The organism is Agarivorans sp. D1326, from assembly GCF_056958115.1.
The window spans coordinates 66,777-79,256 of record NZ_JBTWEN010000002.1 but is presented as its reverse complement, the minus strand read 5'-3'; the positions used below and the strand labels follow the sequence as shown (position 1 = coordinate 79,256).

The window sequence follows — 12,480 nt, the reverse complement described above, 5'->3', positions numbered from 1 at the left end:
CGAAATATCGGGCTTTTTTATTGCTTAGAATTGATGAAGTTTTACTGTTCAGGGTCGAAAAAGTAACAACAGCGTAGTTTAGGATCAAAGTTTTTTACTAAGCTTGCCGGCACATCTTCCCATCTAACGGTTTTGTTAATCTTCAGTTCTTCTTTAGTCAAATCCATAATATTTGCGTTTGCAAAGTTTTTACCTTTCTCTAGTAGCAATACTCTTGGTTTTAACTTCTCTTTTGGATTACTAGACATCACCATTGCGAAGCCGTTATTCGATAAACTCACTATTGAGCCAGGCGGATAAATACCCAATGTATTCATCAGTTGCTCTAAGTAGAGCTTGTTGTATTTTGTTTCGGCATTCTTGTAGAGAGAAGCGAAGGCTTCTTGGGGAGTCATACGCTTTTGATTGGGCAAGGGGGCACACAAATGTTCAAACGCATCCACAATCGCTAAAAGTTGGGTGGCTTTGCTTAGTTCCTTAGCTTTTAAACCCTGAGGGTAGCCTGAACCATCAAGGCGCTCATGGTGATTAACGACTATTGGCAATACTTCTTCAGGAAAAGAACCGGCCTTTTTTATAAGCTCGGCGCTAAATTTGGGGTGAGTTTGATAGAAGTTTTGCTCTGCTTGAGTCCATTCGTTTGGTTTTCTACGAATCTGTTGAGGTACTTTCAACTCACCGATATCGTGAATCATTGCTGCAATACACAAATGTTGGCATTCTTTTTCGGTAAACCCAAGATTTTTGGCAACTAAGATAGAGAGCACAGCAACATTTACGCTATGAAAGAAAATGTCTTCATCGCTACTAGGCTCCAAGCTTACATAAACACTATGAGCTGACGATGATTTGAACATCATTTGTAATGTAATGTTCACTTGTTCAAAGATACTGTAATAAGCCTCTTCGGGTTTGCTGGTAAACTTAGTTAAGGCTAAACGGAAGTTTTCTGCATTTTGTAAGTAGGCTTTGTTTGCCCGTTTTTGTCCATCCCTAAGCTCATCTAGCCAAGCTTGATCTGGGTCTACTTCTGCTACTTCTGCTTTATCCTCTTCCAGAGCATCATTTAGGTTAACTTCAGGAGTCGCTATTTTAGACTTACTAGGAACTACTTCTATGAGGTCTAACCCTAAGGATTTTACAACTGTTAGCTGCTCATCATTTTTGATGAGAAAGTTGTTACGCATGAATGGATGCGCTGTCCAGCCTAGAGGAAGGCTGATGTAATGTCCGACTTGTAAGGACTGAGTGGGTATTTCCGTTTTAGACATAGGCCTAGATTTATTAATCCTTTGAGTAATTGTAGTAAATAGTCACAGATTTATAAATGCTTGATTGTTCATAACAAGTCGCTTAGCACACTTATTACCGCTACAATCATCTTTAAGTATGTTTGCTAGGTTAAACAATTTGATTTCTCGAATGAGTTACAGTTTTCAATAACGAGATAATCATCATTAAAATCATGAATAATAAAGAGATTACTTTAGCTATCACTGGCGCTTCAGGCGCGCCTTATGCGCTGTGTTTATTAGAACAACTGTTAAAAAAGCAGTTTACTATTCACCTGTTAGTTTCTAGTGCTGCAAAAGTAGTGTTAGCTACCGAAGTAGATGAACAGTGGCCGAGTAGTCCAGAGAAAGCACAAGCATTCTTGCAAGAGAGGTTTAGTGCTAAGCCCGGACAAATTGTTGTACCAGGTAAAAATGATTGGTTTTCACCAGTTGCTTCTGGATCTGCTGCTCCAAAAACAATGGTTGTGTGCCCTTGTAGTATGGGGACGTTAGCCTCTATTGCTATGGGGCTTTCAGATAACCTTATTGAACGAGCAGCCGATGTTGTAATCAAAGAGAAAGGTAAGTTGATAATGGTGCCTAGAGAAATGCCTTTCTCGGCGATCCATTTAGAAAACATGCTTAAGTTAGCTAAGTTGGGGGTGGATATACTGCCAGCTAATCCTGGTTTTTATCATAAGCCAGAGACCATTCAAGATTTAGTAGAACATGTAACTGCGCGGATTCTTGACCATATAGGCATAGAAAATGACTTAGTAGCGCGTTGGGGATATTCAGCTAAATAAACAGGGGAAGGTAAATACAGGTGATTAGATCACCTGTATTTTTAGAAACTAATCTTCGCGGCTTTCGCAGTCTGCTTTGGTGCAGTTGCCGTACAAGTACAAACTATGGTTAGTCAGTTTGATATTGTTTTCTTCGGCGATATCTTTTTGTCTTTGTTCAATCATATCGTCGTTAAATTCAATCACTTTGCCGCAGTCTAAACACACTAAGTGATCGTGGTGATGTTGGCTATTTAATTCAAATACCGACTTTCCGCCCTCAAAGTGGTGACGAGTAACAATGCCAGCATCATCAAACTGGTTAAGTACGCGGTAAACTGTTGCTAACCCAATCTCTTCGCCTTGATCAATTAAGAGCTTGTATAAGTCTTCCGCACTAATGTGCTGGTTATTAGGCGTTTGCAGCAGCTCTAGAATTTTCATTCTTGGCAAGGTCACTTTAAGGCCCGCTTTTTTTAGAGCTAAATTATTATCAGACATAGGTGAAATTTTTTCCCTTGCTGTTATTCATTCCATAACTGCCCAGTAGTATACGGATTTACATGACAAACAGAAAGCTTGATAAGAAAACTTGTAGCACAGTTAAATATTTATTAACCTAACGTTAACATGTCTGACCAGTTGAGTTTATGGATATTTTACTAAAAAGAGCAACCGTCGCGAGATCTGTCCTTAATCTTTGGCCACCATTTTGGGGTTCTGGGATTAAGATCACCCAGCTCAGTAAGGATTTTCACTTTTGCCAAGTTCAATTAGCATTTCGATGGTGGAATAAAAATGCTAACCGCTCTCAATTTGGCGGAGCAATGTTTGCGATGACCGATCCTATTTATCCGTTAATGTTAATGGCAATTTTAGGCAACAAATACCATATTTGGGACAGTGAATCTTCGATTAAGTTTGTAACGCCTGGCCGAACAAAAGTGTTTGCAAAGTTCCAATTAGATAAAGCATTCATTGAAACCATTTTGAACGCGGCAGCTTCTGGAGAGAAATTTGAGCCTGAAGTGTCAACAGAGGTTTTTGACGAGAAGGGCAAAGTTGTTGCGGTTATAAAACGTAAGCTATATATCCGACTTAAACGGCAGTATCGCCCCGAGTTGAAGCAAGTCGCTTGAATGCATTACTGAATCAGACTTAAGTTTTTCTTGTAGCGTTCTATAACTTTGGTCACGTAGTTTTGTGTTTCTTTATACGGTGGAATAGTAAAGCCATAACGTTTAACTGTATTTTCACCTGAATTGTAAGCCGCTAGCGCGAGTTGCAGTGATTCGAACTCGTCTAGTAACCAGCGTAAATAGCGGCTACCTGCTTCGATGTTTTGTTCTGGAATGAAAGGGTCGGTAACAGAAAAACGCTCAGCGGTAGCCGGCATTAACTGCATTAAACCCATGGCACCGGCACGGGATACTGCATCATGTTTATAGTTTGATTCAGTTGCCACAACAGCGTGTACCAAGGCAGGGTCAAGTTTATGACGTTTTGCGCTGTCTACAATTAATTGATGGTAAGGGCGCTCACTGGGTGCACGTTGAGGTAATGATTTAGCTTTTGGGGGATCTAGCGATTTAGGCGTTCGCATTAATAAACGCCATTTAGAGCCTTTCTTTTCTTGAGCAAAGTGCATCACACCATGTTGGTCTTCATAAAACCAAACATCGGCTCTAGCTACACTAGATATCCCAATTAAAATTAATAATAAGTATTTAAACAATTTGCTCTCCCTCTGAACCAAGTTAAGCATAAACTTGGCCAACTATACGAGGGCCAGATACAAAAACTGGGCTTTCGCCCAGTAATTTTAGTCAGCTAATTCAGCTAAGCACATTTCTTCATAAACTTGCTTACACCAGCCTTTTACACGTTCTTGGGTTAACTCTGGCTGACGATCTTCATCAATGCCTAAACCTACAAAGTGTGCGTCATCTGCAAGTGCTTTTGATTCTTCAAAGTCGTAGCCTTCTATTGGCCAATGACCTACAACAGTAGCGCCTTTATTTACTACAATGTCGTTGATAGTGCCCATGGCGTCTAAGAAGTACTCGGCGTAGTCTTCTTGGTCACCACAACCAAATATTGCTACTAATTTCTCAGAAAAATCAATTTGTTCTAGGTCAGGGAAAAAGTCATCCCAATCACATTGAGCTTCACCGTAATACCAGGTGGGGATACCCAATAGAATTAGTGAAAAATCATCAATGTCTTCTTTAGAAGACTTGGCAATGTCTTTTACTTCAACTAGTTTTTTACCTAGCTCTTTTTGAATCATTTGCGCAACAGCTTCGGTGTTACCGGTGTCGCTACCAAAAAATATTCCTACACTCGCCATAAATGTTACCTGTAATACAAACTATTGATTTGTTGAAAATTGACTAACTTGTTTGTTTAGCATCTTTTCGATTAACTCACTGCGGCTTATGCCGGACTCAGTAGCCAATTGATTTAACTGTTCGAAGAGAGCTAGCTCTACTTTCAACTCGATTCTTTTAAGACCATTTGCACGATCGCGTTTCAGCTGGTTGCGCTTATTGGTTTTTAACTGATCTTTCCGCTCTAAAGGGTTAGTTCTTGGTCGCCCAACTCTTTTTTCACTGGCGAATAGATCAATAGTGGTTCGATCTGTATTTTGTTTTGCCATTAATTATAAAACAACCGTCTAAGCTAAGCCGCTGCCTTCCCAAGATAGCTGAATTAGCCCTTTTGCAATAAAGCCTGCACACCCCAAAAACAATACTAGCCATACTATTGCGCGGCCGAAAGGAGGTACATTGCCTTTTTTTAATACGTCTTGAATAGCCATGCCGATAAAGAAAAATAGAACAACGAAGCCAATATTTAGCGCTAGGCTTTCTATAAGATCTATATGCTTTGCGAACATCACTATCCTTGAGATAAAAATTCGACGCGCACTATACCATAAAGCGTCACAAGGTGTTAAATATGCTTGGCTAAAAACTGCTCAGTTAAACGGTTGAAAATAGCTGGTTTTTCAGCGTGTAACCAATGTCCGGTTCCAGCAATCATTTTGAGCTCGGCCTTAGGAAATTGTTGACCTACAGTTTGCTGATATTCACTCACAATATAGTCTGAGTTTTCGCCTTTTATAAACAAACAGGGACGCTTAAATTGCCCAAACTCTTTCCAACCAATGATGTTGTTGTAGCAGAGCGCTAGTTGCTTTACGTCGAATAGCCATTGCCAGCCTTGGTTTGTCTTCGTTAATGACTTAAGTAAAAACTGGCGTACGCCGGCTTCTTGAATATGCTTCGCTAACAGTTGCTCTGCTTCAGAACGCGAGTTTATATCTTTAGGATCAAAGCTATTTAATCCTGAAAAAACCGCAGCATGGTTGTGTTGGTAAGCTACAGGAGCAATGTCAGCAACAACAATAGTGTTAACTAAATCAGGGTAGAGTTGCGCAGTAGCCATAGCTATTTTGCCACCCATGGAGTGGCCAACAATTGCGCAGTGGGAAATATCAAGCTTGTCACATAAGGCTTTAATCGCTTTTGCTTGATGTTGGTAGTCCATAGAATCTGAGCGAGGAGACAAACCGTGATTCAAGGTATCCACACTGATAACTCGATATGATAGTTCCGTAAGGTGCTTTGCTAATAAACCTAAATTAGACAAACTGCCAAATAGCCCATGAATGAGCAGGATAGGGTAGCCTTGCCCTTGTTCTTTATAATGTAGGTCCAACAATATTGCTCCGCAAATGTCACAAAATTGTTAGTCTGCCTTTGCAGCTCTATTACTACAAGTATTTGAAAGGCATTTCTTTGTTCACTAATTAGCCTTTCGAAGGATCTAACTCGGATTGTTGGTGAGTTATTAACGCTGCTATGTATAATAATTAGTTATGTTAAGAGCTTTGCAATCCTAGAAAGAAACGATGAAAACGATAGAAATTGAAGAAGATTTGTATTTATACATTGCCAGCCAAACTAAACACATTGGTGAAAGTGCCTCAGATATCCTTAGGCGACTGCTGGAAGTAGATGGCCAAGAATTACAACAAGCACAGGCTGAAAATGTAGTTGTAAGTAACGAAGAGGCCAACGTTGAGCAAGAGCTAGTAGTTGAAGCAGTAAACACTGATTCGCTAGCGCAAACTGATGTGGCCGATATTGACCCTCTAAATTATTTCAATTTTTCTGAAATATCGGAAGCGGGCAGTTCTACTAAACGTTTCTTATCTTTGCTTTCTGGTCTTTATGCTATTGATGGTGAGCGGTTTGCTAAAGCTTGTGTATTAAAAGGAAGTAAGCGTGAATACTTCTCGCAAGATAAAGACTTATTATTGGCCTCTGGAAAAACCAGCAAGCCTCAAGCTATTCCAAACAGTCCTTATTGGGTGATCACAAATACCAACACTGCGCGTAAAAGGCATATCCTCCAACACGTTGCCAGTGAAATGGGCTTACAAGAATTTCAAATTGAACGCTTATGTGAAGCGGTCTAACTTTTTATCTTTAACTTAAGCATCGGAGAAGCTATTAATGGCTATTCACCCTTTAGCAGGTAAGCCAGCTCAGGCTGAGCATCTTGCAAACATTCCACGTTTAGTGGCTGATTATTATCTATTAGAACCTGACGTATCTGTTCGAGAGCAGCAAGTGGCATTCGGCACTTCTGGCCACCGTGGTAGCTCAAGCAAAAAAGCGTTTAACGAAAACCATATTTTGGCAGTAAGCCAAGCTATTGCAGAGTATCGTTTAGCTCAAGGAACTACTGGTCCTTTATATATAGGTAAAGATACCCATGCGTTATCAGAGCCAGCTTTTTGCTCAGCTATTGAGGTATTTGCAGCAAACGGAGTGGAAGTACGCTATCAAGAAGGACTGGGTTACACGCCAACGCCAGTTATTTCTCACGCCATTTTGGCTTACAACCGTTTAGGTAAAGAACAAGCTGACGGTGTAGTAATTACACCTTCACACAACCCACCAGAAGATGGCGGCTTTAAATACAACCCACCGAACGGTGGTCCGGCTGATGGTGATGTAACCAAGGTAGTTCAAGACCGTGCCAATGAAATTCTGGCTAATGGCTTAAAAGAAGTTAAGCGCATTAGTTACGACGATGCTATCGCAAAACCTTCTATTGTCGCTATTGACTACATTAAGCCTTATGTTGACGACTTAGCAAACGTGTTAGATATGGATGCGATTGCTAAAGCCAAAGTAAAAATTGGCGTTGATCCATTAGGCGGTAGTGGTATCGCGTATTGGTCAGTAATTGCTGAAACCTACGGTTTAGACATTGAAGTAGTTAACGACCGTGTTGATCCAACCTTTTCGTTTATGACCTTGGATAAAGACGGCAAAATTCGGATGGATTGCTCGTCTCCCTATGCAATGGCAAGCCTTATCGCACTAAAAGATAAGTTCGATGTAGCGGTAGCTAATGATCCAGATTACGACCGCCATGGCATTGTGACTAAAAGTAGTGGTTTACTTAACCCCAATCATTACCTAGCTGTAGCGATTAACTATTTGTACTCGCATCGAAGCCAGTGGGGAGCGGATGCTGCAATTGGTAAAACATTAGTATCAAGCTCAATGGTTGACCGCGTTGCAACTAGCTTGGGTCGTGAACTTAAAGAAGTACCAGTTGGTTTTAAATGGTTTGTAGACGGTTTATTCGATGGCAGCATTGCTTTCGGTGGTGAAGAAAGTGCTGGCGCTTCATTCCTACGTAAAGACGGTGGTGTTTGGAGTACCGACAAAGACGGAATCATATTAGCCTTACTCGCGGCAGAGATTATTGCTGTTACCGGTAAAGATCCCGGCGAGCACTATCAAGGGTTTGTTGAACAGTTTGGCGAGCCTTGCTACAAACGTATCGACGCACCAGCCAGCATTGAACAAAAAGCGGTGTTAAGCGCACTAGACCCAGCCATGGTAGAAGCAGAAACCCTAGCTGGTGAAACGATTACCGCCAAGTTAACTGCTGCACCAGGTAACGGTGCCGCTATTGGTGGACTAAAAGTGGTTACCGAGAATGGTTGGTTTGCTGCTCGTCCGTCGGGAACTGAGGCTATCTATAAGATTTACATGGAAAGTTTCAAAGGTGAAGAGCATCTAGCCTTAATTGAACAAGAAGCTCAAACCATTGTTTCTGCAGCATTGGCAAAAGCTGGTCTATAATCTATAAGCACCGATTGAAGGGTATTGAATAAATACCCTTTTTTTGTGCATAAATTCCGCCTGAAAACGTATGCCAACTGCTTCAAATTGCAAGTTCTGTAATAGTTTTGTTACAAAAGCGCATTACAATGGTATAGGTCTATAATTTGAACGATTTGAGTCAAAAGCCCCGTATTAATTGATTCCGATCAAGATTGCTTCCGATTTACTTATGAAAGCATTTTCAAATGCTGGGCTTTTGGCGGGTTTTCTTTACACTTCATTTCGGTTCTTTGAGTGAAAAAGCATTTTTTCCAAAAAATGCATAAAAATTTAGTCTTGAGAGAGGCTTTTTTACCTAAATGTGATGTAGAACGTATATAATATCGTTCCGCATCGGTAACATGAGCTCGGATTTTTGAGCACATACAGTCTTTTGTAGCATTTGTTGTTCGGTTAACCATCGAATGCTACGTTGGAAGATGTCACCACAAAGGTTAGATACAAAGGAAATTCACATGGCCGCTAAAAAGGCAAAAGCAACAAACACAGTAGCGTTATCAAAAGATCAGTTTAAAGATGCTATCGTTAAACATCTTCGTAGTACTTGTGGTACTGACGAAGCTCGTGCTAACAATCAAGCTTGGTGGAAAGCCACTTGTGCAGCAGTAAACGAGTTGGTTTTCGAACGCTTAACTGAAACCTCTAAAGCGAATGCTGAGAAAGATTCTCGTGCAGTTCACTACCTATCACTTGAATTCTTGATGGGCCGTTTAACAGTGAACAACATGCACAACGTAGGCGTTTTTGGCGCTGCACGTGATGCATTGGCAGATCTTGGTAAAGACGTTAACGACATCTGTGACGAAGAGCCTGATATGGCGCTTGGTAACGGTGGTTTAGGTCGTCTAGCTGCTTGTTTCATCGATTCTTTGGCTACTCTTAACTACCCAGCGGTAGGTTACGGTATCCACTACGAGCACGGTCTATTCCGTCAAGAAATTCAAGGCGGTCGTCAAATCGAACGTCCTGATAGCTGGCGTGAATACGGCAACCCTTGGGAAATCTGCCGTCCAGAATCAATTCAAGAAGTTCCTCTATACGGTTACGTAGAAACTGTATTTGGCGAAGATGGCAAAATGCGCAAAGTTTGGCATGCTGGTCGTCAAATCAAAGGTGTGCCATGGGATATCCCAGTAGTTGGTTACGAAGCTAAAACTGTAAACGTATTACGTTTGTGGGAATCTAAAGCTGCTGACTTCTTTGATTGGGACGTTTTCAATGCCGGTGGTTACATCGATTCTCAATCTGAGAAATCTCAAGCTGAAGCTGTATCTAAAGTATTGTATCCAAACGATGAGTCAGAAGCTGGTAAAGAACTTCGTCTAATCCAACAGTACTTCTTCTGTGCTTGTTCACTAAAAGACATCATTCGTCGTTACAAGCGTAACCACAGTGATTTCTCTCAGTTCTCTAAGCAAGCTGTTATTCAGTTGAACGATACTCACCCAACTGTTGCTATTCCTGAGTTGATGCGCATTCTTATCGACGAAGAAGGCTTGGTATGGGATGACGCGTGGGCTATCTGTAAAGAAACTTTCGCATACACTAACCACACTCTATTGCCAGAAGCGCTAGAAAAATGGGCTGTGTACTTGTTCGAGAAAGTACTTCCACGTCACCTAGAAATCATTTACGAAATCAACCGTCGCTTCCTAGAAGACGAAGTTGAAGCTAAATGGCCTGGCAACGACGAAATGAAACGTCACCTTTCTATTATTGAAGAAGGTGAAACTCGCATGGTTCGCATGGCGTTCTTATGTGTTGTTACTTGTTTCAAAACTAACGGTGTTGCAGCAATGCACTCAGAGTTGGTTAAAGAAGATTTATTCCCAGAGTTCTACGAACTATGGCCTGAGCGTTTCGTTAACGTAACAAACGGTGTAACTCCACGTCGTTGGTTGCTTGCATGTAACGAACAGCTAGCTAACATGTACAACGAAACCGTTGGTACTGATTGGCCGCTAAAACTAGACGAGCTTAAAGGCGCTGCTAAATTTGCAGACGACGCTAAGTTCCAGAAAAACTTCATGGCGATAAAACGCGAGAAGAAAGTAGAACTAGCTGACAAGATCGAAGAGCTATGTGGTATCAAGGTAAGCCCTGATGCAATGTTCAACGTTCTAATTAAGCGTCTACACGAGTACAAGCGTCAGCACTTAGCACTTCTACACATCCTTGCACTTTACCGTCGTTTACTTGAAAACCCAGATTACGATATGGGCCCACAAGTATTCATCTTCGGTTCTAAAGCTGCTCCTGGTTACAAGTTAGCTAAAGACATTATCTACGCAATCAACAAAGTTGCAGATAAAGTGAACAACGACCCACGTATTAAAGACAAGCTTAAAGTTGTGTTCATGCCTAACTACCGTGTAACGCTAGCTGAGAAACTATTCCCAGCCGGTGACGTATCTCTGCAAATCTCTACTGCAGGTTACGAAGCATCAGGTACTGGTAACATGAAGTTTGCTCTAAACGGTGCCCTAACACTAGGTACTATGGACGGCGCAAACGTAGAAATCCGTGAAGAAGTTGGTGACGAAAACATCTTCATCTTCGGTATGGATTGTGACGAAGTTAAAGCCCTTAAGGCTGCTGGTTACAACCCATGGGATTACTACTACGGTAACCCTGAGCTGAAAGCTGTTCTAGATTGGTTAGAAACAGACTTCTTCACTCCTGGCGCACCTGGTGAACTAGCTTCAATCAAGCATAGCTTGCTAGAAGGTGGTGACCCGTACCTAGTATTGGCTGACTTTGAGTCTTTCACTACTCAGTACACTGCAGTAGACGTTGCTTACCGTGACCAGAAGAAGTGGGCTAAGATGGCTATCATCAACTCTGCTTCAGTAGGTAAGTTCAACTCAGACCGCTCTATTGAAGATTACGTAGATCGTATCTGGAAACTTGAAAAAGTTATGCCTAACTAAGAACCTTAGTTCTTAGCTAAAAAAGGGAGACAATGTCTCCCTTTTTTTATGTGTGAAAAACTAGCATACTATTGGCCACTTCTAAGATATCTAAGGACAAGATGTGGCGAAAACAGCTTTAATCCAACAGGGTCTGCTAGCGTTCACCTTAAACTCTCCGCAAAACGCCAAACCCTTTGATTTTGAATTAGCCAATAATACCAAGGTGATGTTGTTAGCATCTGGTGTACTGCAATTCGAACCTAAAGAGTCAACATCTAGTCGAGCAATTGTGTTGTCTGCCGGAATACATGGCAACGAGACCGCGCCCATTGAATGCTTAGATAGACTAGTTTCTGATATTTTTGCCTTGGAAATAACACTAGACCAACCTCTGTTGGTTATTCTTGGTAACCCTCCAGCGATGATCGAGGCTAAAAGAGAGTTAAGTGTAAATTTAAATCGTTTGTTTATAGGTAAGCATAAAAATTACGAGCGCTGCTATGAAGTAGAACGGGCTAATCAATTAGAAACACTTTTAGACAATTTCTACCAAAGCTATCAGCATTTACCCGCCTATCATTTAGATTTACATACTGCGATTAGAGGTTCCAAACACGAAAAGTTTGCCGTTTATCCCTTTACCCAAGGTAAGCCATGGAAAAAATCGAGTTTAGCGCTGTTGCAATCTTGTGGAGTGGACTGTGTACTTTTTTCAAACGAGCCAGCATCAACATTTAGCTATCATTCAAGTGCTAAATACAATGCGGTAGCTTTTACCGTTGAACTAGGCAAAGTTCATGCTTTTGGTCAGAATGATTTAAGTAAGCTAGACCAACTAGTTTCTACGCTGCAACAACTGCTTAGTGCTAGCAAATTAAATTCATTAGAATTCGAAGCTAACAAAGCTATCTTGTTTGAAGTGAGTGATGTGGTTAACAAGCATCAAGACGATTTTTGCTTTAGCTTCAATCAAAGCCAAGCCAACTTTACTGAATACCAAACTGGTTATGAGCTCGCCAAAGAGGGTAGTGAACGAGTAGTTATTAGTAACGGTCCTAAAGCCATTGTATTTCCTAATGACAAGGTAGCAATTGGTCAACGAGCAGTATTGTTAGTAAAAAGAATGACTCAATCAGATATTGTCCAAGCAGAAAAAAAACATAGGCTGATATAAGAATATAAAGCTAGTGATTCTAATTTCACGATGCATCACTAGCTTATAATCTGTTATGCAGGTCATTAACTTTGCGTTTACGCTAGCTAGTAAACAAAATACAGTACAACACATTGTTAC

General features: G+C 41.0%; 13 protein-coding genes. 6 read left to right on the top strand and 7 right to left on the bottom strand.

Annotation, left to right across the window (positions count from 1 at the left end; translation table 11 throughout):
* Positions 1 to 41: 41 nt before the first annotated feature.
* Entirely contained in the window at positions 42 to 1,271 is a 1,230-nt protein-coding gene (locus ACYFDN_RS04215) for an HD-GYP domain-containing protein (RefSeq protein WP_483510088.1), read from the bottom strand.
* Between the two features lie 194 nt (positions 1,272 to 1,465).
* Here ACYFDN_RS04215 and ACYFDN_RS04210 point away from each other — a divergent pair, with 194 nt between their 5' ends.
* The gene (locus tag ACYFDN_RS04210; protein WP_483510087.1) at positions 1,466 to 2,080 is read left to right on the top strand and encodes a flavin prenyltransferase UbiX; all 615 of its coding nucleotides are present in this window, start codon (positions 1,466 to 1,468) and stop codon (positions 2,078 to 2,080) included.
* A gap of 48 nt (positions 2,081 to 2,128) precedes the next feature.
* On the opposite strand, the gene fur is transcribed toward ACYFDN_RS04210, so the two are convergent.
* The gene (fur, locus tag ACYFDN_RS04205) at positions 2,129 to 2,560 is read right to left on the bottom strand and encodes a ferric iron uptake transcriptional regulator (RefSeq protein WP_016403243.1); all 432 of its coding nucleotides are present in this window, start codon (positions 2,558 to 2,560) and stop codon (positions 2,129 to 2,131) included.
* Positions 2,561 to 2,709: 149 nt separating this feature from the next.
* On the opposite strand from fur, the gene ACYFDN_RS04200 reads away from it, so the two are divergent.
* Positions 2,710 to 3,198 carry a DUF4442 domain-containing protein gene (locus ACYFDN_RS04200; protein WP_483510086.1) on the top strand — a complete coding sequence of 163 codons (489 nt, stop codon included), beginning with the start codon at positions 2,710 to 2,712 and terminating at the stop codon, positions 3,196 to 3,198.
* 5 nt (positions 3,199 to 3,203) lie between these two features.
* Here ACYFDN_RS04200 and ACYFDN_RS04195 read toward each other — a convergent pair whose 3' ends face one another.
* The 5 genes from ACYFDN_RS04195 to ACYFDN_RS04175 form a co-directional block, all read right to left on the bottom strand.
* Positions 3,204 to 3,794, bottom strand: a complete 591-nt coding sequence (locus tag ACYFDN_RS04195) for a lytic transglycosylase domain-containing protein (protein ID WP_152784980.1) — start codon at positions 3,792 to 3,794, stop codon at positions 3,204 to 3,206.
* Between the two features lie 87 nt (positions 3,795 to 3,881).
* On the bottom strand, positions 3,882 to 4,409 hold the full coding sequence (gene fldA, locus ACYFDN_RS04190; protein WP_016403240.1) for a flavodoxin FldA: 528 nt from the start codon (positions 4,407 to 4,409) through the stop codon (positions 3,882 to 3,884).
* Between the two features lie 21 nt (positions 4,410 to 4,430).
* Complete coding sequence (gene ybfE, locus ACYFDN_RS04185; protein ID WP_016403239.1) at positions 4,431 to 4,718, bottom strand: LexA regulated protein; 288 nt, start codon at positions 4,716 to 4,718, stop codon at positions 4,431 to 4,433.
* Positions 4,719 to 4,736: 18 nt separating this feature from the next.
* The gene (locus ACYFDN_RS04180; RefSeq protein ID WP_016403238.1) at positions 4,737 to 4,958 is read right to left on the bottom strand and encodes a DUF2788 domain-containing protein; all 222 of its coding nucleotides are present in this window, start codon (positions 4,956 to 4,958) and stop codon (positions 4,737 to 4,739) included.
* Positions 4,959 to 5,014: 56 nt separating this feature from the next.
* Positions 5,015 to 5,785 (bottom strand): alpha/beta fold hydrolase, encoded by a 771-nt coding sequence (locus ACYFDN_RS04175; RefSeq protein WP_483510085.1) that lies wholly within the window; start codon positions 5,783 to 5,785, stop codon positions 5,015 to 5,017.
* Between the two features lie 190 nt (positions 5,786 to 5,975).
* Here ACYFDN_RS04175 and seqA point away from each other — a divergent pair, with 190 nt between their 5' ends.
* The 4 genes from seqA (at position 5,976) to astE (ending at position 12,360) form a co-directional block, all read left to right on the top strand.
* Positions 5,976 to 6,545 carry a replication initiation negative regulator SeqA gene (gene seqA / locus ACYFDN_RS04170; RefSeq protein ID WP_016403236.1) on the top strand — a complete coding sequence of 190 codons (570 nt, stop codon included), beginning with the start codon at positions 5,976 to 5,978 and terminating at the stop codon, positions 6,543 to 6,545.
* A 37-nt stretch (positions 6,546 to 6,582) separates the two neighbouring features.
* On the top strand, positions 6,583 to 8,232 hold the full coding sequence (gene pgm / locus ACYFDN_RS04165) for a phosphoglucomutase (alpha-D-glucose-1,6-bisphosphate-dependent) (protein WP_483510084.1): 1,650 nt from the start codon (positions 6,583 to 6,585) through the stop codon (positions 8,230 to 8,232).
* A 497-nt stretch (positions 8,233 to 8,729) separates the two neighbouring features.
* Complete coding sequence (locus tag ACYFDN_RS04160; protein ID WP_016403234.1) at positions 8,730 to 11,204, top strand: glycogen/starch/alpha-glucan phosphorylase; 2,475 nt, start codon at positions 8,730 to 8,732, stop codon at positions 11,202 to 11,204.
* A gap of 103 nt (positions 11,205 to 11,307) precedes the next feature.
* Positions 11,308 to 12,360, top strand: coding sequence for a succinylglutamate desuccinylase (astE, locus tag ACYFDN_RS04155; RefSeq protein WP_483510083.1), 1,053 nt, complete (start codon positions 11,308 to 11,310; stop codon positions 12,358 to 12,360).
* Positions 12,361 to 12,480 lie beyond the last annotated feature (120 nt).

Coding starts and splice junctions, on each gene's coding strand:
- ACYFDN_RS04215 (WP_483510088.1), bottom strand. CDS start 1,271: ATGTCTAAAACGGAAATACCCACTCAGTCCTTACAAGTCGGACATTAC.
- ACYFDN_RS04210 (WP_483510087.1), top strand. CDS start 1,466: ATGAATAATAAAGAGATTACTTTAGCTATCACTGGCGCTTCAGGCGCG.
- ACYFDN_RS04160 (WP_016403234.1), top strand. CDS start 8,730: ATGGCCGCTAAAAAGGCAAAAGCAACAAACACAGTAGCGTTATCAAAA.
- pgm (WP_483510084.1), top strand. CDS start 6,583: ATGGCTATTCACCCTTTAGCAGGTAAGCCAGCTCAGGCTGAGCATCTT.
- ACYFDN_RS04180 (WP_016403238.1), bottom strand. CDS start 4,958: ATGTTCGCAAAGCATATAGATCTTATAGAAAGCCTAGCGCTAAATATT.
- fldA (WP_016403240.1), bottom strand. CDS start 4,409: ATGGCGAGTGTAGGAATATTTTTTGGTAGCGACACCGGTAACACCGAA.
- fur (WP_016403243.1), bottom strand. CDS start 2,560: ATGTCTGATAATAATTTAGCTCTAAAAAAAGCGGGCCTTAAAGTGACC.
- ybfE (WP_016403239.1), bottom strand. CDS start 4,718: ATGGCAAAACAAAATACAGATCGAACCACTATTGATCTATTCGCCAGT.
- seqA (WP_016403236.1), top strand. CDS start 5,976: ATGAAAACGATAGAAATTGAAGAAGATTTGTATTTATACATTGCCAGC.
- ACYFDN_RS04200 (WP_483510086.1), top strand. CDS start 2,710: ATGGATATTTTACTAAAAAGAGCAACCGTCGCGAGATCTGTCCTTAAT.